Origin of the sequence: Kitasatospora nipponensis (assembly GCF_039528135.1) — a bacterium.
GTDB lineage: Bacteria > Actinomycetota > Actinomycetes > Streptomycetales > Streptomycetaceae > Kitasatospora > Kitasatospora nipponensis.
This window is the reverse complement of sequence record NZ_BAAALF010000001.1, coordinates 150,013-176,629: the sequence shown is the minus strand read 5'-3', so window position 1 is coordinate 176,629 and position 26,617 is coordinate 150,013. Positions and strand designations below refer to the sequence as shown.

At 70.5% G+C, this 26,617-nt stretch carries 27 protein-coding genes and 1 pseudogene; 14 read left to right on the top strand and 14 right to left on the bottom strand.

Features of this window, described 5'->3' with window-relative positions:
* Window positions 1–518: 518 nt before the first annotated feature.
* The 12 genes from ABD323_RS00720 to ABD323_RS00665 form a co-directional block, all read right to left on the bottom strand.
* Window positions 519–3,341 carry an AfsR/SARP family transcriptional regulator gene (locus ABD323_RS00720; protein ID WP_344437722.1) on the bottom strand — a complete coding sequence of 941 codons (2,823 nt, stop codon included), beginning with the start codon at window positions 3,339–3,341 and terminating at the stop codon, window positions 519–521.
* Complete coding sequence (locus ABD323_RS00715) at window positions 3,338–3,769, bottom strand: pilus assembly protein TadG-related protein (protein WP_344437720.1); 432 nt, start codon at window positions 3,767–3,769, stop codon at window positions 3,338–3,340. The genes ABD323_RS00720 and ABD323_RS00715 overlap by 4 nt, the downstream gene beginning before the upstream one ends.
* On the bottom strand, window positions 3,766–4,197 hold the full coding sequence (locus tag ABD323_RS00710) for a TadE family protein (protein WP_344437718.1): 432 nt from the start codon (window positions 4,195–4,197) through the stop codon (window positions 3,766–3,768). The genes ABD323_RS00715 and ABD323_RS00710 overlap by 4 nt, the downstream gene beginning before the upstream one ends.
* A 22-nt stretch (window positions 4,198–4,219) precedes the next feature.
* A complete protein-coding gene (locus ABD323_RS00705; RefSeq protein ID WP_344437715.1) occupies window positions 4,220–4,576 on the bottom strand; it encodes a TadE/TadG family type IV pilus assembly protein in 357 nt (118 codons plus the stop codon).
* Window positions 4,577–4,631: 55 nt separating this feature from the next.
* A complete protein-coding gene (locus ABD323_RS00700) occupies window positions 4,632–4,853 on the bottom strand; it encodes a hypothetical protein (protein WP_344437714.1) in 222 nt (73 codons plus the stop codon).
* A gap of 32 nt (window positions 4,854–4,885) precedes the next feature.
* Entirely contained in the window at window positions 4,886–5,557 is a 672-nt protein-coding gene (locus tag ABD323_RS00695; protein WP_344437713.1) for a type II secretion system F family protein, read from the bottom strand.
* 212 nt (window positions 5,558–5,769) lie between these two features.
* Window positions 5,770–6,642, bottom strand: coding sequence for a type II secretion system F family protein (locus ABD323_RS00690; protein WP_344437711.1), 873 nt, complete (start codon window positions 6,640–6,642; stop codon window positions 5,770–5,772).
* Complete coding sequence (locus ABD323_RS00685; protein ID WP_344437709.1) at window positions 6,639–7,988, bottom strand: TadA family conjugal transfer-associated ATPase; 1,350 nt, start codon at window positions 7,986–7,988, stop codon at window positions 6,639–6,641. Before ABD323_RS00685 ends, ABD323_RS00690 begins: the two co-directional genes overlap by 4 nt.
* Window positions 7,985–8,782 (bottom strand): MinD/ParA family ATP-binding protein, encoded by a 798-nt coding sequence (locus ABD323_RS00680; RefSeq protein WP_344437707.1) that lies wholly within the window; start codon window positions 8,780–8,782, stop codon window positions 7,985–7,987. Before ABD323_RS00680 ends, ABD323_RS00685 begins: the two co-directional genes overlap by 4 nt.
* A complete protein-coding gene (locus tag ABD323_RS00675) occupies window positions 8,782–9,414 on the bottom strand; it encodes an SAF domain-containing protein (protein WP_344437705.1) in 633 nt (210 codons plus the stop codon). Before ABD323_RS00675 ends, ABD323_RS00680 begins: the two co-directional genes overlap by 1 nt.
* A gap of 47 nt (window positions 9,415–9,461) precedes the next feature.
* Window positions 9,462–10,127 (bottom strand): hypothetical protein, encoded by a 666-nt coding sequence (locus tag ABD323_RS00670; protein ID WP_344437703.1) that lies wholly within the window; start codon window positions 10,125–10,127, stop codon window positions 9,462–9,464.
* A 230-nt stretch (window positions 10,128–10,357) separates the two neighbouring features.
* A complete protein-coding gene (locus ABD323_RS00665) occupies window positions 10,358–10,978 on the bottom strand; it encodes a hypothetical protein (protein WP_344437701.1) in 621 nt (206 codons plus the stop codon).
* A gap of 821 nt (window positions 10,979–11,799) precedes the next feature.
* Here ABD323_RS00665 and ABD323_RS00660 point away from each other — a divergent pair.
* The 5 genes and pseudogenes from ABD323_RS00660 to ABD323_RS00640 all read left to right on the top strand — a co-directional run bounded on the left by ABD323_RS00660 (window position 11,800) and on the right by ABD323_RS00640 (window position 18,398).
* A pseudogene (locus ABD323_RS00660) lies at window positions 11,800–13,201 on the top strand (transposase).
* 253 nt (window positions 13,202–13,454) lie between these two features.
* Window positions 13,455–13,784, top strand: coding sequence for a hypothetical protein (locus tag ABD323_RS00655; protein WP_344437699.1), 330 nt, complete (start codon window positions 13,455–13,457; stop codon window positions 13,782–13,784).
* Complete coding sequence (fxsT, locus tag ABD323_RS00650) at window positions 13,781–16,867, top strand: FxSxx-COOH system tetratricopeptide repeat protein (RefSeq protein WP_344437697.1); 3,087 nt, start codon at window positions 13,781–13,783, stop codon at window positions 16,865–16,867. The genes ABD323_RS00655 and fxsT overlap by 4 nt, the downstream gene beginning before the upstream one ends.
* 242 nt (window positions 16,868–17,109) lie before the next feature.
* Window positions 17,110–17,982 (top strand): transposase, encoded by an 873-nt coding sequence (locus ABD323_RS00645; RefSeq protein ID WP_344437695.1) that lies wholly within the window; start codon window positions 17,110–17,112, stop codon window positions 17,980–17,982.
* A 2-nt stretch (window positions 17,983–17,984) separates the two neighbouring features.
* Window positions 17,985–18,398, top strand: a complete 414-nt coding sequence (locus tag ABD323_RS00640; protein WP_344437693.1) for a transposase — start codon at window positions 17,985–17,987, stop codon at window positions 18,396–18,398.
* 306 nt (window positions 18,399–18,704) lie between these two features.
* Here ABD323_RS00640 and ABD323_RS00635 read toward each other — a convergent pair whose 3' ends face one another.
* Both ABD323_RS00635 and ABD323_RS00630 read right to left on the bottom strand, forming a co-directional pair.
* Window positions 18,705–18,935, bottom strand: coding sequence for a DUF397 domain-containing protein (locus ABD323_RS00635; RefSeq protein WP_344437691.1), 231 nt, complete (start codon window positions 18,933–18,935; stop codon window positions 18,705–18,707).
* A complete protein-coding gene (locus ABD323_RS00630) occupies window positions 18,932–19,792 on the bottom strand; it encodes a helix-turn-helix domain-containing protein (protein WP_344437689.1) in 861 nt (286 codons plus the stop codon). The genes ABD323_RS00635 and ABD323_RS00630 overlap by 4 nt, the downstream gene beginning before the upstream one ends.
* 218 nt (window positions 19,793–20,010) lie before the next feature.
* Here ABD323_RS00630 and ABD323_RS00625 point away from each other — a divergent pair, with 218 nt between their 5' ends.
* From ABD323_RS00625 to ABD323_RS00585, 9 genes are read left to right on the top strand one after another with little or no spacing between them, the layout of a single operon-like run.
* Window positions 20,011–20,469: an ATP-binding protein gene (locus ABD323_RS00625; protein WP_344437687.1), complete on the top strand. Its 459-nt coding sequence runs from the start codon at window positions 20,011–20,013 to the stop codon at window positions 20,467–20,469.
* Window positions 20,470–20,508: 39 nt separating this feature from the next.
* Window positions 20,509–20,919, top strand: coding sequence for a 6-pyruvoyl trahydropterin synthase family protein (locus ABD323_RS00620; RefSeq protein ID WP_344437685.1), 411 nt, complete (start codon window positions 20,509–20,511; stop codon window positions 20,917–20,919).
* A gap of 32 nt (window positions 20,920–20,951) precedes the next feature.
* Complete coding sequence (locus tag ABD323_RS00615) at window positions 20,952–21,662, top strand: 7-carboxy-7-deazaguanine synthase QueE (protein ID WP_344437683.1); 711 nt, start codon at window positions 20,952–20,954, stop codon at window positions 21,660–21,662.
* A gap of 48 nt (window positions 21,663–21,710) precedes the next feature.
* Entirely contained in the window at window positions 21,711–22,349 is a 639-nt protein-coding gene (gene folE / locus ABD323_RS00610) for a GTP cyclohydrolase I (RefSeq protein ID WP_344437681.1), read from the top strand.
* A gap of 38 nt (window positions 22,350–22,387) precedes the next feature.
* On the top strand, window positions 22,388–22,921 hold the full coding sequence (locus tag ABD323_RS00605; RefSeq protein WP_344437679.1) for a phosphoribosyltransferase: 534 nt from the start codon (window positions 22,388–22,390) through the stop codon (window positions 22,919–22,921).
* Complete coding sequence (locus ABD323_RS00600; protein ID WP_344437677.1) at window positions 22,911–23,729, top strand: class I SAM-dependent methyltransferase; 819 nt, start codon at window positions 22,911–22,913, stop codon at window positions 23,727–23,729. Before ABD323_RS00605 ends, ABD323_RS00600 begins: the two co-directional genes overlap by 11 nt.
* Window positions 23,726–24,448: a dTMP kinase gene (locus tag ABD323_RS00595; RefSeq protein WP_344437675.1), complete on the top strand. Its 723-nt coding sequence runs from the start codon at window positions 23,726–23,728 to the stop codon at window positions 24,446–24,448. Before ABD323_RS00600 ends, ABD323_RS00595 begins: the two co-directional genes overlap by 4 nt.
* Window positions 24,438–25,472 (top strand): radical SAM protein, encoded by a 1,035-nt coding sequence (locus ABD323_RS00590; protein ID WP_344437674.1) that lies wholly within the window; start codon window positions 24,438–24,440, stop codon window positions 25,470–25,472. The genes ABD323_RS00595 and ABD323_RS00590 overlap by 11 nt, the downstream gene beginning before the upstream one ends.
* Window positions 25,469–26,581, top strand: a complete 1,113-nt coding sequence (locus ABD323_RS00585; protein WP_344437672.1) for a DegT/DnrJ/EryC1/StrS family aminotransferase — start codon at window positions 25,469–25,471, stop codon at window positions 26,579–26,581. The genes ABD323_RS00590 and ABD323_RS00585 overlap by 4 nt, the downstream gene beginning before the upstream one ends.
* Window positions 26,582–26,617 lie beyond the last annotated feature (36 nt).

Below are 26,617 nucleotides of genomic sequence, written 5' to 3'. Positions count from 1 at the left end.
CCGGGCGGGCAGACCCCGGGCGGGCAGACCCCGGGCGGGCAGACCCCGGGCGGGCAGACCCCGGGCGGGCAGCTCGCCCACCGCTCCGCGGGGGCATCGCGCCCGCCGGGGGACCTCACCGACCGCCGAGGCTGGCGGAGCTACACAAACAGCGCTACAGAAGCGAAGAGAGGAGGAGCAGGCCCCAACCACGAAGGTCCGGGGTAGCCGGGGACGCACGTCGAGAAGGGGCCGACCCGCCGGCCGCGCGAAGACCGGGTGAGACCTACCACCAGGTATTGAGTCTGGCTCTGCCCCACACCCCCAGTTGCCCGCTGACCTGCGGTCATGCGGTGGGACCGGGTGTCCCATCTGAGAGCGGACGGCTGACCGGACACCCATGGGTCGACACCCAAGGCACGACACCCCACAGGCCACGTACCGTCAGCAGGGCTCGGTGGAATCGACGCCCTCCGCAGTCCTCCTGCCGGCGCTCATGCCGCAGCCGACGAGGCGGACCGCACCTTCGTCGCTCTCAGCTATCGACTGGCCGGAGCCGCCGGCCCTGGCCCACCCAAACGTGCAGGTCCTGAGCCTCCTGGGCGCAAGGGTGGCCGCCGGGTGGGCGCGGGGCGAGCTGTTGCCGGTCTCAGGAGGTCCTGGAAGGCCCGCGTCGTCGCCTGGGTGGGGCGCTCCTCGATTTCGGCGAGTCGACCGCGAAGTCGTTCCTGGGTCCGGCGGACCGCATCGGCGCGGCCGAGGGCGAGGTGCTGCCGGGCGAGGCGCAGGTGGAGTTGCTCGTTGTAGGGGTCGTGCTCCAGCGCGCGTTCGAGGAGGCCGAGCGTTTCCTCGGGGTCGTCGGCGTTGGCGGCGAGTGCACCCAGGGCGTTGAGGACACGGCGCCGGGCTTCCTCGCGTGGGGCGGTGAGCCACGGGTGGTCCATGCCCTCGCACAGTTCGCCGCGGTAGAGCTCGACGGTTCGTCGGTGTCCGGCGACGCGCTCGGCCGGATCGGTGGCGCCGGATGCGCGGTGGACAGCAGCGCGGAAGTGGTCGAGGTCGCTATCGGCGAGCACCGGGTCGAGGCGCCACAGGCCGTTCGTCTGTAGGAGGACGGCCAGCGAGGTGCCAGCGCCGAGAGCGGATCGCAGCGCGGTCCGGATGCTCTTCTTAGCCGTGTGGAACGCCTCGGTCCCGGTGGTCGCCGGGTCCTTCTCCGGCCAGACGGCGTCGAGGATCGCCTCCTTGGTGGAGCCTGCGGGGTGCGTGGCGAGGTAGGCGAGCAACTCGCCGGCGAATCCGTTCACGCCCCGGGTGACCAGTTGTCCCCTGACGGTGGTGGCCAGGGGGCCGAGCAGACTGATGTTGATCGGGAGAGTCGGGGCGACGGTGGTGGTGACGGGCTCGGCGACCACGGTCGAACTGACCTGCTGAGGGCCCACTCGGGCAGCAACTGGCCGGGTTGGTTGCTGGGGTTCCTCGGATCGGAGGGCCCCTTCTGACTGGCCCGCCAATTCCCCGCCTACTTCCGACTCGATGATTTCTCCGGAAGGATCTGGAGAGGGAATACTCATTCCGGCTTCGCGAGTGGGCGGAAAGGATGAGCCGTCCGTCGAGAGCACCTCCATCAGCGATCGACCCCCCTCTTCGGGAACAAGGCGCAGGAGAATGTCCGCACTGCTCACGGGCAGGTGATAGAAACGCAGCGTGTCATCGCTGCGCTGGCCGCCGATGGTGGCCTGGCCGTCCAATTGGACATGGCAGACCACGGAATCCGTCGGCGGCGACGTAGCGTCAGCCAGCAGAATCGCCGCGAATCCGAGTTCGCGGCCTGCTTCGAGCACGGTGCGCAGGCGCACGTGAAGCCGCGCGTCGTGACTGGCGAGGAGCACAAGGCGGTCAGGCTGAGCCTCGGCGGATCCGGGCTCGTCGCGGCGCTGGCGGGTGCGGCGCAGGCACTCCTCTTCCAGCGCGACGAGGGCTGCCTCGGAGTCGGTGACGAGGTGGCACAAGGGCAGTCCTCGGTCGGCCAAACCGGGGACCAGACGTGTGACCTCGGTCCGAGCAACAAGCAGACGTACCCGGCCGGGTACGGTCACGGCGGTGGCGAGGAGAGCACGCGCCGCATCGTCTGCGCCAGGACCGGTGAGGGCCAGTGTGGTGTGGCGACGGCTCGTCAGGAGATCGAGCAGACCAAGCTGCCGGCCTCCGCGAGCGGCCAGCGGGAGGTCTCCGGGTGGGATTCCGGACTCGGTTGCCAGGTGGTGCCGGGCCGCTCCCCGTAGGGCTGCGACGAGCGGGGTCTCCTCGGGGTGCTGCGCTGGGTGGCGGCCGGCGAACTCGCTCGGCCTGTAGTCACGACGGCGACGGAGGGTACGGCGCACAGCTGCCGCGCTCAGCGCGATGCCGACGGAGACGGCGAGGTATCCGGCGCCGTCAGGCAGTTGGATACCTGACTCGCCGGTCGCTTGGCGGCCGGACGCGGCGTGGTCAGCGTCAGCGTGCTCCGGCGCGGCAGGTGCGGGAGTAGCGGCCGCAGAGCCGGAAGCAGTTGGTGAGGGTGGCATCGACGCGGAGGGAGTGGCCGGCGTCGGCGTGGGGACGGCCGGCACAGGCGGCGGAACCGCGGTGGTGACGGGTCGAGGGTCCGGTCCTGGGAGCAGTAGGGTCCAGCCGGGCGTGATCCGGTCCGGGTCGCTGAACTGCGCACCGTCGGACTGGTGCCGCAGCTTGTTGAGCTCGTAGATCTCGCGCCAGCGCAGGGGGTTGTCCAGGTGGCGGTCCGCGAGGTCCCACAGCGTGTCACCGGGCTGGACGACGCACGTCTCGGTGGACGGCGCGGATGGACCGGCGACGACCTGAGCGGCCCGAGCAGCAGGCCGGACAGCCTGCACGGGAGCCGCGGGTGCGGTGGCCGCGATCGGGGTGCTCCACGAGGCGGGAATCGCGGCCGGCCGAGCGATTGCGGTGCTGCGCAGGCTGGTGGCGATCGCGAGGACGACCGCGCCGACGAGCAGGCCGGCGACGGTGCGGCGGGCGGCGGCTGCCAGCGCCTCAGTGCCGGGCTCGTGCAGCAGCGTGCCGAAGTGCGCTGCGTGCCAGCGGATTTCGCGCAGGACCTGGAGGAGCAGGTAGGCCCACAGGAGCCAGCAGAGACAGTAGAGGAGCTGGAGGAGGAGCATCGCGGAGAGCGGGCTGCTCGCCCAGGCCGTGAACTCGTCCAGGTCGGGCAGTTGCCGGGGGCGGAACGGCTCACCCCAGCCGAGTAGGGCGTACGGCAGGCCCACCAGCAGGCCGGCCAGGGTGGTGACTGCGCCGATGGCGCGCAGGAAGTGCCCGAGGCGTTCGACGGTAGCGGTCACGGGGTGTCGGTCTCCTCGGCGTGGGCGGTGGCGGTGCCGGTGACGTCGATGCTGGCGATGCCCACGAGGGTGAGGAGTTGGGTGTGCTGGGTGCGGTGGACCGTGACCGTCACACGGTCGCCGGTGACGGTCGCTTCGCCGGTCGCTCCGGCGCCGCGGAGGTAGGTGTCAGCGGCCCGCTCGGCATCCGCGGCGCGCAGGGTGAGCTGGTGCTGCTCACGTAGTTGCCCGAGGTCGAGGTGGCGGGCACCGGCGCGAGCGGCCTCCTGGGCCTCGCCGCAGGCGCGGACCTTCGCGGCCAGGGACAGGCCGCCGTCCACGCTCAGCCCGAGCAGGGCGAGCAGACCCATCGTGATCACGACCGTGAACGCGGTCATCGAGCCCTCGTCCGGGCAGCGCGACTGCAGGCGCGTGGCGTCCGCTCTCACTCCTGCTCCTGCCCGCGGTAGGTCTCCAGTGGAGCGGTGAACGTCTCCGTGACCGTGTGGTCGCCCGGCCAGGGGACGGCGGCCAGGTCGGTGAGGTCGGCGGTGCACGCGACGGTGACGCTGACCTCACCACCAGGCCGGAACGTACCGGTGTCCGCCGTCACTCTCAGGCGGGAGCACGCCCGTCCCGCCCCGTCGAGTGCTTCTCGGGCGGCACGTTGGGCGACAGCGGCAGCGGTTGGAGCGGCACGGGTGAGGGACGCGGCGCGGGCCGCCTGGTGCGCGGCATCCGCGACGTCGAGGCGAGCCGATACCAGGCGGCCGGTCCCTACCGCGATCAGCACCAGCGCCAGCAGCACCGGGGTGATGAGGGCCATCTCCGCGGACACCGATCCCTCGTCGCCGCGCAGGCGGGAGCGGGCGTGCACGTCATCCTCCGTTCGTCGCGGGTCAGTGGTCGGGTGGGGTGAGGCGCTCGACAGGGCCTGACGCATGGGCGCGGACGTGCAGGTCGAGAAAGGGCACGACGTGCACGACACCGCCCGTGACGTCGGCGCTCGCCTCAAGGGCGGTGCGGCGCACCGCCACCTGGGGTGACGTCAGGGTCGCCGAGCCGATCTGTTGGAGCAGGGATCGGGCGTCGACCCGGCCCGCCTCCGCGGTGGCCCGCTCGGAGCGGGCCGTGGCCACCGCCCGGGCGGCGGCCGCCTGAGCGATGTGGTGCGCGTGGACCGCGAGGGCGAACTGCACGACGGCCAGGAGGAGGAGCAACAGCAACGGTGCGGCGAGCGCGAGTTGGGCGCTCACCGAGCCGCGGTCCCGCTGATGGTGTGGTGATCGTCGCAGGTACACGCCGAGGGTCCTAGAAGTTGAGGGAGTTGGCCTTGTCCGTGACCTTGGTGGCGAGGATGCCGAGAGCGCCGATCGCCAGCAGGATGAGCAGGGCGGTGATGACGATGGTCTCGGTGGTGTAGCCGCCGTCCGGCGCGGCCTTGGCCCGGGCCCGAGCTCCGGCGAGCCGGGTGGCGACGCGGCGGCCGAGGGTGCGGGCGAAGGCGTCGGCGTAGCTGAAGGTGGTGCGCATCGAGGTGCTCCCTGGGAGGGGTCGGTAGGGGATCAGAGCCCGGAGAGGGCGTGGGCAAGAGCCGGGTAGCCGATGAAGAGCAGGAATCCGGCGAAGAGGATGACGACGGGCAGGCTCATCCGCTCGGTCGCCGACGCTGCTTCGGCCTCGGCTTCGGCGAGCAGATGGGCGCGTAGGGTGGCGGCCTTGCTCGTCAGGGACGCCTTGATCCGGGCGCCCTCCTGACCCGCGAGCGAGGTGGTGGCGGCCAGCTCCGACAGTTCGGCGACGGCGAGCCGCTCCCCCAATTCGCCCAGCGGCGCCCACGGCGGGGTGCGGGTGACCTCGGCCTGGCGCAGTGCGCGGCGGAAGGCGGTGAAGGCCGGCCCGTGTCCGGCATCAGCCGCCGCGGTCAGGGCCTGCTCGACGCCGGCGCCGCCGGAGAGCGCGACGACGGTCAGGTCCAGGAAGGTGGACAGCGCGTGGCGCACGTCCACCCGGTATCGGGTGGCACGCTGACGCAGCGCCAGGTCCGGAGCGAAGAAGAGCGCGAGCGCCAAGGCGACCGAACCCCAGGCCGGCAGGAGCAGCGGACACCCCGGACCGGCCGCCGCCGCCATGGCAGCCAGGAGCCAAGGCCCCAGCAGACCGGCCAGCGCGGCGGTTGCCTTCTCCGCCAGGTGCCGCTCGACCGGGACCGCCAGCGTGCGCAGATCGGCGGCCACCTTCCGGCCGGGCAGTCGGCACCTCAGGAGCAACGGGACACTCAACCGCCCGAGACGGGCGGACCAGCCGTCCGGTCCGCTCGCGAGAGGAGTGGACGGCGCCGGCGGAGGGGCGGGAACGAGCGCGTGGGCGAGGGCGGGGACCGGCGGGCGCCACCCACGCCAGGCGCACCATGCTCCGGCGCCGAAGCCCGCACCGATCAGCAGATAGATCATGCGGCGGCCTCCGTCCGGACGGTGGCGAGCAGACGGGCCGGCTCGGTGAAGCTCGCGATCCGCCGCAGCCAGGCGAACGCGCCGGCGAAGAGGACGCCCACGACCAGCAGGACCAGCTGACCGGTGGGGCTGTCGAACGGCTCCAGGTAGGAGCGGTTGAGCACGACCAGGCCGCCGGCCATGGCGAGGGTGGTGGCGACCACGATCCGGACCGACGTGCGGATCCTGGCTCGGGAGGAGGCGGTGCGAGCACGCATCAGCGCCTGCTCGCGAGCCGAGCGCGCCAGTCCGTCCAGCAGGTCGGCGAGGCGGCCGGACTGGCGGCCTGCCGCGCCGATCAGTGCGATGACCACGAGGTCGCCGAGGGGGTCGGCGAGATCGTCCTGCAGCTGGACGAGGGCGTCCGCCAGTCGCTGGCCGCGCCGGATCCGCTCGGCACAGTCGGCGATCTGGGGGCGCACCGCTACCGGTGCGGTCGACGCGGTGGCGAGCAGTGCCTGCTCCAGGCCGGCCGCGGCCGCGAGGGTGTCGCGCAGCTGCTCGCTCCAGGTCGCGACCGCCTCGATCCGGGCGACTGCCTGCTCATGTTCCTTGTCCCGGCCGAGCAGCCCCGGTAGGAACCACGCCGCCATGCCGGCCAGCGGCGCGGCCACCGGCCACCCGGTCACGACGGACACCAGCAATGCGAAGCAGACACAGGCCGCGATCCGCCGCCCCGGGCGCGCCGGGCGGTGGGCCCGCCACCATCGCGCGAGACGGCTCTCCTCGCCGTCGACCTTGTCGGCCGGCCGCAGCCCTGTAAAGAGCAGCCACGCTCCGCCACCGAAGCCGGCACCCAGCAGCAGCACCGCCGACAGCCCGGCGTTCACAGCCCCCACCCGCCCACGGCCTGCGGCCGGCGGTAGCCGACCTCCGCCAGGTCCTCCAGGGTGGACGCGCGCAGCGGAGCGCCCGCAACCGCCCGCCGGTCCGGCCCTGGCCGGTAGATCTCGTTCGAGACGAGCTGACCGCCGTCCGCGTCCACGATCTCGCGGATCGAGGAAACCGCCCGGCGCCCAGCGGTGTCCCGGGTGAGGTGGACGACGAAGTGGACCGCGGAGGCGACCAGCAGGTTGGTGGCCTCCAGACTCAACCGCTCGGGGGCCTGGACCGCATAGGCCGCGAGCTTGGTGAAGACCCCGCGCGAACTGGAGGCGTGGATCGTCGAGAGGCTGCCGTCGTTGCCCTGGGACATCGCGTTGCACATGGGCACCACCTCGGCGCCCCGGATCTCCCCGACGATCACCCGGTCCGGAGCCATCCGCAGCCCCCACCGCACCAGCTCCGCCTGCTCGATCGCACCCTCGCCCTCGATGTTCGCCTCACGTGCCTGCATCGGCACCACGTCCGGGTGCAAGCCGTCCTCGTGCAGGCCCAGTTCATAGGTGTCCTCGATCGTCACCAGCCGTTCCCTGGCCGGGATCTCGGAGGCCAGGGCCCGCAGCAGAGTGGTCTTGCCCATGTTGGTGCCACCGGCCACGATGATGTTCTTGCGGGCCAAGACCAGCGCCCGCAACAGGTCCTCCAGCTCCACGTCGAACACCCCGAGCCCCCGCAGCTGGGGCAACGTGGCCCGCGGGTAGCGGTGCCGGCGGATAGACAGCGAGACCCGCCCCGAGACCGCCATCACCGCGAACATTCTTGAACCGTCAGGTAGTTGCACGTTCAGCCTGGGCACCGCCCGGTCGAACCGGCGTTCCTCGCTGCCACCGCGCGCGGCGATCGTACGGATCAGCTCGACCAGTTCGCCGTCCGATGCGGCGATCGGCGCCGCCTGCTCCTTGCGGCCGTCCGCGTACCGGACGAACACCGCGTCGCAGCCGTTGGCGTCGATGTTCTCCACGTCGGCGTCGTCGAGCAGTGCCTGCAACCGGCCCAGGCCGAACAGCGCGTCATGCGCGGCTCGCAGCACCCGCCGCTCCACCGCCGGATCCAGCGCGGAGGTTCCCTGGGCCAACAGGCGTGCGGTGTGACGCTCCATCACCTCGCTCAGCAACCGCTCCCCCACCGCCCGCCGCTCGGTGGCCGACCGCGGAGGCTTTCCCAGCTCCTCGCGGTACTGAGCGTCGGCGACGAGCTGCTGTGCAACCTCCGACCGCAGTCGCTCGCTCAGCTCCCGGCCCTCGTACACCGGACCGTTGGAGGCCGTGGTGATGTCCGTCGGCGTCATCGTCATACCGGCTCACCTCGTCGTGCGGATGCCATCGGCTCGTCCTCCCACGGCGGGGTCCCCTCGTCGGGCAGCGGGGCAGGCAACCGCTGCCGGAGGTCGAGCGCGAGCAGCCGGGCGGCGTCCAGCAACGGGTGGCGCGATCCGGGCTGCCACCAACGCCTCGGCGCCGGCCGGCCACAGAGCAGCGCCGCGCTCCTCGCGTCGTGCGGCAGCACCAGGCACCCATCCGCGCCGAGCGCCGCCTGTACCTCGTGCGATGGCCAGGAGCACGCCCCCACCACCGCGATGACCAGGCACGCGACCCGCGGCCGCATCCGTTCTGCGGCCTCCGCGGTGTGTGCGAGGGACTCGACCGTCCCGGCCGTCACCAGCACCAGTGCCTGGGCCGCCCCCAGCAGTTCCGTACGGGCTCCGACCGGCGCGAGCAGCCGGCCGCAGTCGACGATCAGCACCTCGCCGTCCGACTCCGTCTCGGACCACGCCGGGCCCAACGCCTCCAAGGAAGCAGCGCACTGCGCCGCCTCCGCCGGGCCGGGCACCACCTCGACGCCACCTGGCAGGACCTGCGCGTGTTCGCGTACCAGCGCCGCGCTCAGACCGGCACGACGCGACGCCGCCGCCAAGCTCACCAGTCCCGGGCTATCCGGCAATCCGAAGCGCAGCAGCGCATCGCCGCCTCCGGCGTCGGCCTCCACCACCAGCGGCCGAATCGCATCGGGCCAGGCGGCCGCCAGCGCCAACGCCGTCGTACTCACCCCGGGCGCGCCCTTCGCGCACCCCAGCACGATCACGGTCATCAGCGACCACCCACCAGCACCACGGCCGGCTCCTGATCCGCAACGACCTGCCCGGCCCGAGCCACCGGGACGCTCAACATCGCCACCGTCCCACCGGCTGGACCAGCACCCGGCTGCACGTCCACCACCCGGGCCTCCACCGGCGCCGCAGCCTGGGCCTGGCCCGAGCCGGGATGCGCCTCGTAGACGTCCACCTGGTCCCCCGCCCCCAGCACCGACGGGTACCGCCCCTCCTTGAGTGCCACCGCGACCACCGCCTCGCCCGGTTGGGCAACCGGCAGGCCCAGCAACTGCTCCGACAGCAGGAGGCCCGCCGGCAGGGAGGCGCTCACCCGCCGCCCCACCACCTGGTCGCGCTGGTCCGCACCGACCGTCGCCGTCCCGGGCTCCGCCGACACCAGCACCGACCGAAGATCCGCGGCCGACAGCACCTGCCCCGCGAGCACCGGGCGAGCCAGCGCCAGCACCCGGCTGCGATGCCCGGTCACGATCGCCAGCACCCCGAACAGCAACGCGCAAACGGCCATCACCGCCAGCCCCACCACAAGCCGTAGCCGGTCCCGGCGCTTCACGGCCGCGATCCGTACCCCGCCACCCGCCGCACGGGCCGGCGGAATCCTCACGTCCACCATCTCGAACCCTCCTCTGGCCTGCACGAACGAACCTCCCGACCGCGTCCTCAGCGACCGGTCCCAGCCACCACCAGCGACTGCACCTCGACGACCTTCACCGGCAGTACCGTCCGCGAGGTCAGGTCCGGGAAGATCCCGCCCTGGCCAGCTCCCGTCCACACCACCGACCAGTGCGTCGTCACCACCGCCTGGAAGACGCCGTCCCGCTCACCGGCCGACGGCCGCGCGAAAGTGTGCCCGCAGTCGGGGGAAGCCGCCGCCGGATCGGCGCCCGGGCTGTAGGGGGTTCCCGGGCCGCGGCAGACGACCGGCTCGCTCCCGTCGCCGAACTCCCAGACCACGGAAGAGGGCGTGGCGGTCGCCTGGACCGTCACCCCGGGAACCTCGGCGCTCGACTGCACCGGCTTCCAGGAGGACTTCTGGACCCACAGCCACGCAGGCACGCCGACCACCTGGTGCGACGTCTCCGGCGGCGACATCCGCACTGTCGGGCGGGGCAGTTCCAAGCGCGCGACCGCCTGCGCCGCCAGCACCACCGGATCCACCGCCGGTGCCTGCTCGGCTGCCTCCGGCTTCCCCAGGTCCGCCCAGAGCGGTCCCCCGGTCAGCGGGGTGGAGCCGAAGCCGCCCTGCGGCAAGGTCCCACCGCAGTCGAGTTCGTACCACTGCCCCTGATGGCCGTCGGAGAGCTTGAGGACGTCCGAGGCCGGCACGCTGACACAGGCCGGCCTCGGACCGTTCCCCGCAGGCTTTGCGTCGCCTTCCGCGGTAGGTGCTGCGCCGGCCGCGGCCGGCGCAGCACCGAGGTGGGCGGCAGACAGGTCGCACGCCGAACTCCCGCAGACCGTCGTGCCGTAGTGCGTTCCCTGCCCGTCTGCCAGCGCGGTACTCGTGGGGTTGACGAGTGCGAGCAGCGCGCCGGCGACCGCGGCCGCGGTGCGACTCAGCACGTGCCCTCGGCGCCGGTGATCTGCTCGGTCACCAGCCACCGGCCGTCCGTCTGCAAGGTGATCGCCGATGCCGAACGGCTGCGGCCTCCGGGGACGTTGTCCGCCAGGCTCCCGTCCGCCTTGTACTTCAGCCAGTGCGTGTCGTCCAGGCAGTCCGCGACCTCGACCCGGCTCGGCGCATCCGCCGGCGTCACCGACGTAATCCGCGGCTGCCAGACCAGGCGGCCCCTGCCGACCAACCCCTTGCCCTGCTCGTCCGCGAACGTCTGCGCCCAGGTCGTCAACGGCTGCCCCATCATGTGGGCTGCCAGACGCGGACTCCGGTAGTCGGCAGCCAGGGCGGCCGCCATGATGTCCTCCCACATCGCGTTGTAGGCGGCGAGCGCCTCCGGCGGTGCGGGCGGACCGCTCCACGAGGAGGATGGTGCCGCGGACGACGAACTCGAAGGCTCGTGCGTCGACGTCGCACCGCCGGAAGCTGCGGAAGTCGGCTGTGCGGTGGCCTCGTTGCTTGGGGCGCCCCCGGCCGTACAGGCCGCCAGCCCGAACAGGCTGACGATTCCGGCAGTCAGCACCGCCAGACCCCGACCGTTCAGCGGAATCAGCTTTGTCACTGGTCACACCTCACCCATCGCTCTGGATACGAAGAACCAGCGCCACGCCTGACGGCTGTGCGGGCTCCATTTGATACCGAAGAAGATCGCGCTGGCGATCTTTCTCACACCAGAGAGTGCAAAGTCTGACTACCCGACAAGGCCGCTCCCGCCAGCGGGAATCGCCGCCAGGATCGTCCAAGCAGTTTGTGCGCTCTCAAGAGCCTTTCTACGGCCAGGATTTGCCAGGGCGCCAGCGTGCTGCCCCGGTGTTCACCAGGGAGGAGGACGGGCCCTGCGAACTAATGGACCATCCGTGCGAATTCCACGGAAGCGGCATCGAAGACATGTGTGTGGCCCTGACCCGCGCGCGCGGGTCAGGGCCGGGAACCGTCGCGCAGAAGGGCCGATCAAGTCCGGGCTGCGACGACCGCACTGGGTCAGACGCGTCTACCGACGGGGTGCTCGGGACTGAACTGGCCGATGACATGCGGGTCGTATTCGGAGGCTTCCTTGCCTGCCGCAATTGGGGGCTTCAACAGCTGCAGGGCAATTGGAGCCTGCCTCGCCCAGGTCCGGGTCGAGACGGTCCGGCCCAAGCCGCGCGACGGCCGTTTGGTCGAGCTCAGGCAGCGAGTGCTTAGCTTGTCGTTTTAACTCCGGTGATCGACTCAAGGCTGTTCGAGCTGGTCACCCACATGGGGATCTGCCGGACATGGCGACGACCTCCGTCTCACGCTGTGTGATGTCGAGTCGCACAGCAGAGCCGGAGGTCGTCGGTGTCGATTGTGGTCCCTGAAGCCGTTCGCCAGCGGGCAATCTCGGAACTGTCCTCCTTTCGAATGGACTTGTATGCCGCGATGCCCCGCCGCGCGGACGCACTGTTTGAGCTCTCGGATGCCTTGCTGTGCGCCGACGGTCCGGTCCGCGCCTTGGTCGAGCTGGCCCTGGCGCCAGAGCACCGGCGCTCGCACGCTTCCCTCTACGCCGCCTTGAACCGGGGATACCTCGACGATGATCGCCTTCGGTCCGCGGTCGCAGCCCGAAGCGTGCCCCGCGGCTCTGGCGGACGGATCGTGCTCGCCGTCGACGTGTCCGCCTGGCTGCGGCCGGACGCCAACACCAGCGACGGCCGTTCCTTCTGCCACACCTACGGCCGGCGCGAGAACACGCACGAGATGGTGCCAGGCTGGCCCTACTCATTCGTCGCGCCGCCCTGGAGTCGGGCTCGACCTCGTGGACGGCCCTGCTGGACGCCAAGCGGCTGGAACCCGGCGCGGACACCGCGGCCGTCACCGCCGACCAACTGCGAGAGGTCCTGCGTGGCATCTTCAACGCCGGGCACGGAAGCTCGGAGACCCGCCGGTGCTGATCGTGGCGGACGCCAGCTACGACGGCCCGCGCCTGGCCTACCTCCTGCGGGACCTGCCCGTCCAGATCGTGGTGCGCCTACGCTCGGACCGCGTCTTCTTCCAGCCCGTTCCCGCCGACTACCGGGTAGGCCCCAAAGGGGGTCAACCACCTCGCCACGGCGCCCGGTTCGCCCTGTCCGACACCGCCACCTGGCACGACCCCGACACCAACGCCGAGCACATCACCCGACGCTACGGCACCGCCCGCATCCGCACCTGGCACCGCCTGCACCCGCGCATCTGGCGACGCTCCGGCCGGGACGACCACTGCGGCCAACTTCCCATCGTCGAAGGGACCCTGATCCGCCTCGACGTCGACCACCTGCCCTCCGGTGGCACCCCGAAGCCGGTCTGGCTGCGGCATTCCGACCCCACACCCTGCGTCGCGGACACCGACACCGCCTGGCACGCGTTCCTGCGACGCTTCGAGCTGGAGCACACCTTCCGCTTCCTCAAGCAGACCCTGGGCTGGACCCGTCCCCGACTGCGCGAACCCGCCGCGGCCGACCGCTGGACCGGCCTGGTCCTGGCCGCCCACACCCAGCGCCGCCTCGCGAGAACCCTGGCCGTCGACCTTCGTCGCTCCTGGGGCCCCAGCCCGCCGAACGCCTCACCCCAGCCCGAGTCCGACGCGGGTTCCGCAACCTCCGCACAACTCTGCTCTGCCCAGCAGCCGTTGCAAGACCATCCCGTCCCAGTGCCGGGCGTCCACCCGGCCAGCCCAACCGGCGCCGAGCCCCCATCTACGACGTCGGACTCGCCCTGGCCAGCAACCACTAACGAACAGACAGGCGAGAACCCGAACGCCCCAGAAGATGATCACTGGAGGTAAAACGACAAGCTGAGACCGCCGACCCCATGCCTGAACAGCGGAAACGCAGCCCTCAAGCTCGGAAGATGACAGCCACTGAGAGGCTGGGGCCGGGATGTTGGGCTAATCGGGGCTTGGGCGGGCTCTGCGGGTGGCACAATCCCGGCCACGGGGCTTGTGCCGGTGAAGAGCTGACGATGGGGGCGGGTACGTGGCGCATCGGTGGGCGTGGTGGACGGCGGCCGGGGTATGTGCGACGGCCGGGACCGGGTTGGTGGCGGTCGCAGTCCTGGTGGACATGGTGACCGCGGAAAAGCTCGCAAGCATCGGCGGTGCGCTCATCGCACTTGTCGGCCTCGCAATCACGATGCGCGAACTGCTGCAGGGCGGCGGCAGCGGGCGGGAGCGGCAAGTGCACGCGGAAAATGGCGGCGTGGCGGCCGGTGACAACATCATCGCGGCCGGAGCCAGCGGGCCACCCGCCACTGGCGGTAGTGACCCGTGGCCGCACATCGACAAGCGCGATGTAAACGCAACTGGACAGGGCTCGATCGCGGCTGGAGGCGACATCCACGGCATCGACCTGAACAGGAGTCAGCCGTGACCCCATCTCCCACCTGGCCCTGGCGCAGGAAGTCCACGACGGACGGCGAGGCGATCGCGAAAGATGTGACGGCTGGCCGGGATCGCGTCCCGAGGTCCGGGGCGGGATTTGGCACCGGGGTGTCGTCGGTGTGGGTGACGGCGTCCGATGGGGCGTTCGCCGCCGGCCGGGACATTACAGTCAAGCAGTACAGCGCACCGGCTACACCGGTGAAGTGGCCGGTGCTGGTGGGTCCGATCCCCAACGCAGCCGGGTTCTTCCAGCACCGGCCCGAGGGCGACGCACTCAAGGCGGCGCTCGCGTGTGGCGGGATGGCCGTGCTCGGGCAGGTCGTGACTGGCACTGGCGGCGTAGGGAAGACCCAGCTCGCCGCCCACTATGCGCGCCAGGTGTGGCAACATTCCCGTGCTGCGGTACCCGCCTTAGGACTGGCGCCGGAGGCCGGTGAGACGGCGGGGGCGGGCGAGAGCATCCCGACTACCGAAGTGGCCGAGGTCGTGGTGGACCTGGTGGTGTGGGTGAATGCCGCCGATCCGCAGGCCGTGATCACCGCGTACGCGCGGGCCGCGCGATATGTAGAGCCTGACCGGTTCAAGGACGTGGATGCCGAGAGCGCCTCGAAGTGGTTCCTCAGCTGGCTTGAGAGCAGCGGCCGCAGGTGGCTAGTCGTTCTGGACAACGTCGATTCACCTGCCGCGCTGAACGGTCTGTGGCCGCCAGCTGACGTGGAAGAAGGCCGGGTGGTGGTAACCACCCGCAGCCGGGACGCCGCATGGACCACCTCAACCCGCACCCTCCTGCCCGTCGGCTTCTACACCCCCGATCAGGCCCTCGCCTACCTGCGCAAGGCCCTCGACCGGGCCGAGCGCACTGGTCGCGGAGACAGCGAGGAGCAATTCGCCGCGCTGGCCGCGGACCTCGGATACCTACCCATCGCACTCGCCCAAGCCGCCGCGTACCTCGTCGACAGCGGCCGCACCATCTCCCGCTACCGCACTTCCCTGGGCGACCGCGCCCGCCGGCTGGACCAGCACTTACCCAACAAAGACACCGGCCTGCCCGACCAGCAGCAGCGCACCGTCGCCGCCCTCTGGGACATCTCCATCGAACAAGCCGACGCTCGCCACCCCAAGGGTCTGGCGCGGCCCTTGCTCGAACTCACCGCCGTCCTCAATGCGGACCACATCCCCGACGCCGTCCTCACCACCCAAGCTGCCCGCGCCTACCTCGGCCTGATCGGGCGGTCGGCGGCCGGGGCCGACACCGGCGACGGCGGAGAAGAAGCGGAGCAGGCCAGCCGAGAGGCGGTATCCGAGGCAGAAGGAGACCATGGCGTACCAGATGAGGAGGATGCCGAAGACGCGCTGCGGGTACTGCACCTCCTCAACCTCATCGACCACACCCCCGCCATCGGCTCTGACGACAGCCAAGACAATGGTGGGCAGGGGAGTGTACGCGTCCACCGCTTAGTCCAACGCGCCGTCCGTGACAGCGCTCCGTGCCGATCACGCATGCCCAGCCTTATCCAGGCCGCAGGGGACGCCCTGCACGCCGCCTGGCCTGAGGAAGACCACCTGGACCGCGAACTCGCCTCCGTCCTGGAGACCAACACCGGCACGCTCAACGAGAACGCCGGCGACCTCCTCTGGGACCTCGACCGCGGACCGCATCCCGTTCTGGTCCGCGTCGGGAAGCATCTATACCGGTCAGACCTCCACGAGGCTCGCATGCAGTACTGGGAACAACTCGCCGACACCGCCGAACGAGTCCTGGGAGCCGACCACCCCCAGACTCTCACCGCACGCCACAACGTTGCGGAATCCTGCGGCAGCGCGGGGCGCATCAGCGAAGCCATCCAGCTCAAGGAACGGGTCCTTGCCGACCGTGAGCGTGTTCTCGGCCCCGACCACCCCGACACCCTTGACACCCGCCACCACCTCGCCATGTCCGTATGGGGGGCCGGGCGTTTCGGCGAGGCCGTTGAACTCATGGAACGCGTGCTTGCGGACCATGAGCGTGTACTTGGCCCCGACCACGCCACGACCCTCGCCGTCCGGCACAACCTCGCCGGCGACTACATGGACGTCGGACGTCTAACCGAAGGCATCGCGCTGAGCGAGCGCGTCGCTGCCGACGAAGAACGCGTCCACGGTCCCCACCACATCAACACCTTCACCGCCCTCAGCAATCTCGCCCGCGCTCTGGGGGCAGCTGAGCGCCTAACCGAGTGCCTCGCGCTGAAACGACGGATCCTCTCGGACGCCGAGCAAGCACTCGGGCTCGACCACCCAGAAACCTTCAGCATCCGAGCAGATCTGGCATGGTCGCTGTGGGTGATTGGACGCACCAGCGAGGCCGCTGAGCTCAACGAACAGAACCTGGCTAGCACGGAGCGTGTTCTTGGGCCAGACCACCCCGACACCCTCGCCACCCGCCACAACCTCGCCGTCCTGTACCGGCAGGCCGACCGTCACACTGAGGGCATCGCGCTGATGGAAAAGGTCCTCGCCGACACCGAACGCATCCTCGGTCCCGATAATTTCGATACCCTCATCGTCCGCAGCAGTCTCGCCGTCTCCTATTGGAAGGCCGGACGCCAAGACGAGGCTATCGCCCTGGAGGAACAGGTCCTCGCCACCACGGAGCGTGACCTCGGGACCAAGCACCCCAACACGCTGCACGCTCGCACCAATCTCTCCGCCCACTACCATCAGGCCGGACGCCGGGACGAGGGCATTGCGCATCTGCAACGCGTGGTGAACGAGCTGCCAGGGGAAGGCGAGCGGATCTTCCCAGACGCGGACAGTCTGAGGGTCGCGCTGGCGGCGGTCCTGACCGATCGTGGACATGCGCTGCTGCCCGGGAATGTTGCCGCGGCATGGCGAGACGCGGCCGCCGCTGTCCGGGCAGTTGGCCCCCACCTCGCCGAGAATCCCTCCTACTACGGCCCGACCCTGGCCCGCGCCTACCTGCTGGCCGCCGAAGCCCTGGACGTCGACGAACAACCCGAAGCCGCCAACGACTATCGTCAACGCGCCGCGAACGCGAGGTTCGCGGCATGGGACCGAGAGGACGGTAAGTAACGAGATAGGTGGGCTGGTCGCGGGCCCCATCGGGCTCCTATGGCCGCAGCTGAGCTTGACTCTGTCGGGATCTTGGCCTTCAGCTGCCTGTGATCATGGTGGTGCGTCAGTCTCGCGGGTGTACGTGGCCCGTTGAGACTGACGAGGAGTGAGAGATGTCGGTGCGTCCCCGTCCGACTGTGGAGGTACCAGCGCTGACCGCGCGGACTGCCCGTGCCAGCAACCCTGGTGGCACGACGGCGATGTGGGCGCGTGACCGCCTTGACGGCCTGTGGAGCGACGAGGACTTCGCCGACTGGTATCCCCGCGACGGGCGTCCCGGGATCTCGCCCGCACAGCTGGCCACGGTGAGCGTTTTGCAGTTCCTGCTCGGGCTCTCCGACCGCGACGCCTCCGAGGCCGTGCGCTGCCGCATCGACTTCAAGTACGCGCTCGACCTCGACGACCCCGGCTTCCACCACAGCGTGCTCACCGACTTCCGCGACCGCCTGCTGGAGGACGGCCGGTCGGACCGCCTCCTCGACATCGCCCTGGCCCGCCTGAAAGACGCCGGGCTGGTCCGCGAGCGCACCACCCAGCGCACAGACTCCACCCACGTCCTGGCCGCGGTGCGCAACCTGACCCGCCTGGAGCTGGTCACCGAGGCGGTGCGCGCGGCCCTGGAGGAACTCGCCCGCACAGCCGGCCACGCACTGGCCGACGTGGTCGAGGAGGACTGGGGCCGCCGCTACGGCCGACAGGTGCGCCTGGGCAAGAACCCCACCCGGCCCAAGACCAGGATCAACACCACCGGGGCAGACGCCCGCCGACTGCTCGAACACCTGGCCCAGAACCATCCCAGCCTGCTGGACAGCCCCCAGACGCGGGCCCTGCGACAGATCCTCGTCCAGAACTACTACTGGGACACCGCCGACCGCCTGCGCTGGCGCGACGACGGCGACGACAGCGGCCTGCCGCCGGCAACCTCACCCACCAGCACCACCGGGGCGAGGGCTTCGCCCGTGACGACTTCCGCATCGACTTCGACCGCCAGGAGGTCACCCGCCCGCAGGGCCAGGTCAGCAGGGGCTGGCACGGCCCCTACCCGACCTCCTCGCCGACCGCCGCCCCGCTGATCGTGGCCCGCTTCACCAAGAGCCAGTGCCAGCCCTGCGCGGTCCGAGCCCAGTGCACCACCACTCGTGACGCCGGGCGCAACGTGGGTTTCCCACCACGCGAGCTGCTCGAACTACAGATACGCAACCGCGCCGAGCAGCAGGAACCGGCCTGGCACAAGCGCTACGCGGTGCGGTCCGGCATTGAGGGCACCATCTGCGAGTTCGCCCACGGCCACGGCATGCGCCACTGCCGATACCGCGGGCAGGCCAAGACCCAGCTGCAGCACGGGCTCACCGCCATCGCCGTCAACATCGAACGCCTCAGCCGACAGCCTCCTGGCGAGAGCACGCCCCCACGACCACCGACTGCCTTCCAGGGCCACCTCGACCGGCAAGTTATCCGGCGCCTGCGTTCCTGGCGATCCGTCAGCTGACGCCGAAGCAATCAAGATCCCGACAGAGTCAAGCTAAGCCAGGCACCCTTCGGTCGACCGATGGACCATGACAGGTGTTCGGCCACCAGCGACCCACAGATGCGACGAGACCCGGAGGCCCTTCCCGGCTCATCCCAGTGGTTGGCCGTCGTGGTCACCGCGAAGAGGGCAATCCAGTCGTACTCCGCGGTCACCCCCAGGTCCATGAGCGACGGCGGAAGACCGACGGAAACGCAGAACATCGGATGGGAGTGCTCCATGTCATTCGCGCTCGTGTCGTCCACGGCCAAGGGCTGCGCCAGGGCTTCACCTCCTGCGGAGTTCACCACGCATGATGCCCGCGACGAATGTGTCGTACTCGGCGTCGTCGAAGATGTGCGGCGTCTTGCCCCGGTTCTTGGAGTCACGAATCGCCACGATGCCGCGGTCGAGGAAGGCGACCTCAACACAGTTGGTCCCGCCGCTGCTGGCGGTCTGCCACTCGGCGCCGGCGAACTGGTCGTCGAGCCAGGCGGGGTCGAGGTCGTTCTTGTTCATGACGCGAGTTCCTTGGCGATGGTCTTGAGCAGTGACAGGGATGCCTTCTGTCCGAGGGCATCCGATTTCAGGTGATTACTGGTGGTCCGGTACACCTCGACCGACTCCGAGTCCGTGAGGTGGAGGCGGGCACGGGTCGCTTCGATCGTGACAGTATCGCTGCCGGTGGCGAACGACATCAGCATGAAGGGTCCGTCCATGCCCGCGTGAGCGCCGGCGCTCAGCGGCAGGATCTGAATTGTGGTGTTCGGATCACCCCGCAGCAGGTCGATCAGGTGCTCGACCTGAGCCCTCGCCGCCGGGCGACCGCCGACCTCTTGGCGCAGGAGCCCTTCGGGGATCACGGCCCAGATCTTCAGGGGCGGTTGGCGCTCGGCCATGACCTGTCGGTGCTCGGCGCGCATGGCGATGAACCGCTCGATGTCGTCGGCGGTGGTCCATGCACGGCTGCCTTCGATGATCGCCCGCTCGTACTCGGGGACCTGAAGCAGGCCGTGCAGGACCCCGGGATCCCAGTGGAAGAGGTCGAGGGCTTCCTCGATCTCGGTCAGGTAGTCGCTGAGGGGATCGTCCACGACGCCCTGGTAGCGCTGGTGCCAGTCCGGCTCGGCGGCCCGGCGGACCAACTCGCGCCATTGGGAACGTCGAGCCTCCTCATGGATCTGCAGGACCTCGAAGAAGTGGGGCAGGACCTGGAGTTTGACTCCCTGCGTCCCGTTCTCGATCTTGCTTATGGTCGACAGTGCCTTGTAGCCGAGCTGCTGAGCGGCTTCCTCCTGGCTCCAGCCCAGCGCCTCGCGAGCGCGCCGGATCTCAGTCCCCAGGCGCCTTCGGCGCGGGGTCGGCTCGACGGGCATCGCACCTCCTGTCTCACGATCCGCATCTCTCTCAGGCCAGGGTAGTGCCCGTGCTGGCAGCGGCATATGACAGGCAGCCAGAAAAGAAAGACTTTCCTTTCAGAGTGACTTGCCCTTCCGCCAATGAAGGGTCCATCATCGATGACACGACAGCGCAGAGTGCCTCACTGGGCACAGAACGCAACGATCGCTGCCGTGCTCGCACTCTGGGAGGCTCCATGCCTGTCGCGTCTGTCGATCTTCTCGGCGAGTGCCGCTTGGCACTCCCGGTCGTCCGCCCCGAGACGATGGGCCTTGTTCGCCAGATGGTTCGGACCCAGCTGCGGATATGGGGCAAGGACGAGCTCTGCGAAGTGGCGGAACTGGGAGTGACCGAACTGCTGACCAACGTCCTGGTCCACGCGAGCGGCGACTGCGAGCTACTGGTGGGCGAGACCAGCGACGGGGTCGTGGTGGGAGCGACCGACTTCGACGACGGGCTGCCGGTCGCCAAGGAGCCGACTGACGACGAGCCGGGCGGGCGGGGGCTGTTCCTGCTTTCTCAGCTCGCGGAGGAGTTCGGTGTCCGCCCGCTCGCCCGGGGCAAGCAGGTCTGGTTCCGCCTGGCCCTCGCCACGGGTGCGAACGAGCAGCAGCCGGGCACGCCGGCCGGTCCGGGGCGAGAGATCACCTGTTGACCGAGGCGGCCGCCTCGTACTGACTCACTGAGGAAGATCATGGACTTACGTTCCGTCCCACTGCTGCCCGGGGCCTTCACCATCGGCAAGAGGTTCTCCTTCGAGGCCGGCCACCGACTTCCCGGGCTACCGCCCGAGCACAAGTGCTCCCGCCAGCACGGCCACAGCTACGAGGTCGAGGTCATCCTCACCGCTCCCTGTCTGGAGGAGCCCGGCTTCGTGACGGACTTCGGTGCCCTCAGCCCGTTCAGGACGTTCCTCGACGCCGAGCTGGACCACCGCAACCTGCACGAGATCCTGCCCTTCGAGCCGACCTCGGAGCGCCTGGCCCGGTTCCTGGCCGGCTGGTTCATCCAGAACCTCCAGCCGAAGATTCCCGGCCGTCTGGTCGCTGTCCTCGTCCGCGAGACCGGGAGCAGTTGGGCCCGCTTCGACGTGGAGGGGCAGTGACCCAGCCCCGGCCGGTCGCCTCCGGAGTCAGCATGTATGACCCCGCGTCAAGCCTGATCGTCGCGGAGTGCTTCGGCGTCGAGGTGCCGACCTTCCAGGGCGAAGGTCCGAGCTGCGGGCACCCCGCCCTGTTCATCCGCCTCTCCCGGTGCAACCTGACCTGCGCGAAGTGCGACACGAAGTACACGTGGGATTGGTCCCGGTTCGACCCGCACAAGGAGTCGACGAGGCGGACGGTGGCGGACTTGGTGGCCTGGGCCGCGTCGTCGCCGGTCGAGCTGGTCGTGATCACCGGCGGCGAGCCGCTGATCCAGCAGGCGCGCCTGGTGCCGCTCGTACGGGAGCTGCTGGCCGCCGGCAAGCGGGTGGAGTTCGAGACGAACGGCACCATCGCACCCGTGCCCGAACTCGTGGCCGCCGGGGTCCGGTTCAACGTCTCCCCCAAGCTCGCCAGCTTCGGCGTGGAGGAGGGCAGGAGCATCGTGCCTTCTGCGCTGGAGGCGTTCGCGGCGTCCGGACGGGCGGTGTTCAAGTTCGTCGCCTCCTCGGTGGCTGACCTTGACCGGATCGCCGAGCTGGCCGGCATCCACCAGCTCTCGCCGGTGTGGGTGATGCCGGAGGGCAGCACCGCGCAGGCGGTCACCGAGACGACCCGTGCCCTCGCGGACGCGGTGGCTGCCCGGCACTGGTACTTCACTGCCCGGCTGCACGTGCTGGCCTTCGCGGATGCCCGAGGCCGCTGACCGTACGCACCCATCCCTGTCCGCAACCCCAGAAGGCGAGTTGAGCCCATGACGATCTCCGTTGCCGCCTCAGAGTCGGACCAGCGCGCCTCGGCCCCCGGACCCGGCCGGCCCGCCCTTGCCGTCGACACCGGCCGGATCGCCGACCTGATCGGCCAGCTCCTGGTTGAGCTCGGCGAGGACCCCGCCCGCGAAGGTCTGGTCGACACGCCGGAGCGTGTCGCCGCCTGGTGGCGCGCCTTCCTGTCTCCGGACGACGCCGCGGCAGCCACGTGCTTCACCGAGTCCCAGCTGAGCGGTCAGCTGGTCATCGTGGGCGGTATGAGCGTCTGGTCGCTGTGCGAGCACCACCTGCTGCCCATGAACCTCCAGGTCAGCGCCGGGTACGTGCCGGACGGGGAGGTGGTGGGCCTGTCGAAGTTCGGGCGGATCGCCCAGCACTTCGCGGGCCGGCTCCAGGTCCAGGAGCGCTTCACCCAGCAGTTCGCCGAGCACCTGACCGGCTTGATCGAACGCGAGGACGTCGCGGTTGCCGTACGGGGCTTGCACCTGTGCATGAGCATGCGCGGCGTGCGGATGGAGGACGCCCGGACCACCACGCTCCACACCCGCGGTCGGTTCGCCAGCGACCCGGTGCTCACCCAGCAGTTCCTCACCCTCGCCGCCGTCCAAAAGTCCACAGCCTGAACCCTGTTCGACAGGAAGACCGAGAAGGAGGTGAAGCCATGGCCACGTCGCGGACGCCAGCAACGCACGACACCGATGGGTCCGGGCCGCTGTACCTGACGTGGGACGACATCGGCGACGAGACACGGGCCCTCGCCGAACAGGTGGCGGCTGCGGGGGTGCCGCAGGTTGTGGTGGGCATCGTTCGCGGCGGCATGATCCCGGCGGTGTGGCTCGCCCATCGTCTCGGGGTCCGCGACGTGCGGAGCATCGAGGTCACCCGCACCACCGGTGACGGCATCAACGCCGCCAAGACCACGCTGCCGACCACCCGCAATCCCGCCTCTCTCGGCGACCTCGCGGGCCTGGACGTGCTCCTCGTCGACGACATCGCCGGCAGCGGCGCGACCCTGGCCCACACCGAGGACATGCTCCGCGACCTGGGCGCCGCCCAGGTACGCACCGCGGTCCTCAAGGTGAACCGGGCCAACTGGGCGCGGGAGGCCGAGCCCCAGCGCGTCATCGACTACATCGCATCGCTGAACGACACCTGGATCGTTTTCCCCTGGGAGGGGCACCAGCATGAGCGCTGAACAGGACGAGCAGTACCGGACCCGGCCGGGCACACCGATGATCGGCCCGTACAGCACCAACCAGATGGACGACTTCTACTCCGCGCTCGCGGTCGGCGAGGCGAAGCCGTCCGGCCTGATGAACCTGATGCAGCACCTCATCGTCGCCGAGCGGTGCGTGGAGGGGGCGAACGTGCTCGACGTGTGCTGCGGCCGTGGACTGGCCCTGCCGCTGCTGCACCGGTACGCACCGAAGATCGCCCGCTACGTCGGTCTCGACATCAGCCCGGCGAACCTCGCCGAGGCCCGCACGCGCCTGACCCTGCTGCGGGAGGAGTACGGAAGCCCGTTTCCCGTCGACTTCGTCCAGTGCGACGTCTCCGCCCCGTGGCCCCAGTTTCCGCCGTTCGACGTCGTGCTGTACACCTCGGCGCTGGAGCACCTGCCGTACGAGCTCGGCGTGAGGAGCCTGGCCGCCGCCGGGGCCGCGCTCGCCCCCGGCGGCGTGCTGTACCTGTCCACGCCGCAGGCGTTCGGGCCGCCGCCGCGCCCGTTGCAGTACCGGGTCCACGTGTACGAGTGGTCGCGCGAGGAGGTCGTGCGCGCCGTCGAGGCCGCCGGCCTGGTCGTGGACGACGTGATGGGTGTGCTGCCGCCCGAACCGGACGAGGTGGTCGCCGAGTTGGCGGAGCGCTACGGAGCCGGCGCGGTCGACTGGTACCGCGACCTGGCCGCCCGGGTGCCCAGGGCGCTGCTGGACACCGTGTCGTCCGTCGCGGTGCCCGACCGGGCGACCGAGCTGCTGTTCGTGTGCCGGAGGCCGGCATGACCGTCATCAGGGTTCCCGCTCCCCGCCGCGCCGCGGACGGCTTGGGCCGGCCGCTGTGGGTGAGCGTGGAGGGCATCAACGGAGTCGGGAAGACCACCGCGGTCCGCGCCACGGCCGCCTCGTTGGGCTCGCGGTGCCTGCGGCTGGACGAGCTGACCGACCAGGCCGCCGACACCCTGCCCGGCCGGGTGATTGCCGCCCTTTCGGCGGAGGGGGACGTCTGCCTGCGGACCGGGCACCCGGTCGTGGAGACGCTGGCGCTGCTGGCGCTCAAGTTCCGTGAGGTCGAGCGCCTGACCCCCGAGCTGCTGGACGGCGTCGACGTGATCGTGGAGGACCGCGGCGTGGACAGCGTGGCCGTGTGCCAGGGAGCGATCCTGCATACCGAGCACCGGGCAACGCCCGCCCGGGCGGTGGCCAACCAGATCCTGGCCACTGCCCGCCGGTGGCGGTCGATGCCGGACGCCACCCTCCTGCTGACCGGCGACCGCGAGGTGTGCACGGCCCGGTTCGCCGCCCGGATCGGCCGCACCCTCCCGGCGAGCGCCCTGGAGGTGATCGCGCAGACCGAGCAGCTGTACCTGGAGCTAGCCGCCGCCGAACCGGACCGCTTCACCCTGATCGACGTGACCGGCCACGACCGGGCGGAGACCGGCAAAGCCGTCGAGGACGCCGTCCGCGCCATCGTGGCGCGCCGGGAGGTCGACCGTGCCGGCTGACATCACCCTGCTGTGGGCCCTGCGCTCACCCTGCTCGTTCGGCTGCCCCCACTGCTACTTCGGGGAGCTGGAGGACCACAAGGAGGCTCCCCCGGTGAGCCCGGGAATGCTGTCCCACATCCCGGTCCGCGACCTCGACCGCACCGCCATGGAGGCGTTCGCGCGGACCCTCGCCGACTCGCCGGTTGAGCGGATCATCCTCGCCGGCGGTGAGCCGTTGGACTGGCTGCCCACCCTCAGCCTGATCAAGACGATCAAGGAAGCCGGGTGCGAGGTCGTCGTCGCGACCAACGGCGTGCCGCTCACCCGGCCCGGAATCGCCCGACGCCTCGTGGAGCTCGGCGTCGACGGAGTCTCGGTGTCCCTCGACAGCGCGGACGCGACCACCAACGACCGACTGCGGCCCTCTCGGTCCGGCCGGGTCGGCCACCACGAGGTCCTGGCGGGCATTCGCACCCTGCTGAGCGAGCGAGGCACCGGGCCCGGCCCCCGGGTCGGCGTCTACACCGTGGTGATCCGCGACCGTCCCCACGAGATCACCGAAGTCGCCCACCTCGCGCGCGAGATCGGCGTCGACTACTACGTCCCACAGCCCATCTCCCTCCCGCCCGATCACAAGCTCTTCGCGGAGCGTTGCCACAACCCCAGCGACGTGCCCGCCGTCGCGGACGAACTGCGCCGCCTCCAGCAGCACCCCGGCAGGCTCACCATCCCCGGCCCCGCCTACATGCGGCAGTTCGTCGCCTCGATCTCCACCCAGGACAGCGGCCGAGTCGAAGACTGCTTCGGTGGCGCCCAGCTCTTCTTCATCCAGCCCGACGGCTCGGTGTGGGACTGCCCCTCCGACCGGCGGATCGCCGCCACGCCGCCCCAGGAACACCGAAGCATCGTCGGCGCCGACGCACGGATCCTGTTCGCCGACCGCCCGGCGTGCACGGACTGCTCCCACTTCTCCCGCGACTGCGTCAACATGGGCCCGCTCGTGCTCGGCATGCCCCACCTCCTCGCCCGGGAGGCAACATGACCGCCCTGCCACCACTCCCGTCGGCACAGGGCCTCGGCGAGGGCATGTTGGCTGCCCTGGCCGGCATGCCGGACCCGGCCGGAGTCGCGTTCACCAGCGGGTTGGAGCACGACCTCGCCGAAGCGTTCTCCGGCCGGCACGCGGTCGCGGCATCCTCCGGCACCATGGCCCTGCACGCCGCGCTGTCCGCGATCGGGGTCGGACCGGGCGATGAGGTTCTGGTGCCGGCCCTGACCGTCGTCATGACCGCCGCGCCGGTCGTACACCTCGGTGCCACACCGGTGTTCATCGACAGCGACCCCCGGACGCTCGATCTGGACTACACCGATGCCGCCGCCAAGATCACGGCCCACACCAGAGCGATCGTTCCGGTGCACCTGTGGGGCAGGATGGGCGACCCGGCCAGCCTGCGGGCGTTCGCCACCGGCCACGGGATCACCGTCGTTGAAGACGCCGCCCAGGCCGCGGGGACGTCACGCGCCCGTGCCGCGGCCGGAACAATCGGCGCGGCCGGGTGCTTCAGCCTCAAGGACGGCAAGATCCTCTGGAGTGGTGAGGGCGGTTTCGTCCTGACCGACGACAGCGCTCTCGCCGCCCACGCCAGGGCCTTCCGCAGCCACTGGCTGCAGCCCCCACCCGGCAGCCACCCCCAGGAACGGATCGCCCTCAACGGACGCCTGGCCGAACCGCTCGCCGCCCTCGCCCACGCCAACCTGCGCAGATTCCCGGCCCTGCTGGAGTACCGCCGCGCCCAGAGCGCGTACCTGATCCGCGCGCTGGAACGCGCCCGCGGCCTGACACCGCTCCAGCCGGCCACCGACGAGACGTGGAACCACTACGCCCCGCTCTTCCACATCGGGCTGCCGAACCCCCGGGCGTTCGCCGAGCACCTGGCCCAGCAGGAAGTACCGAACTCCACCGGCACCTTCCGACTCGTGCCGTGCGACACCCGGCCCATGTTCGCTGGGGGGAACCGGAAGCCCTGCCGCGGGGCCGCGCAGATCCTGGACCGCACCCTCGCGCTCGTCCTCACCGAACGCGACGACGAAGCAGCGCTCGACGACTACGCCGCCGTCATCACCCGGGAGGCTGCCGCATGGTGCACATAACCGCACCCCCGAGCCCGCACCGACCGGAACGCCCCC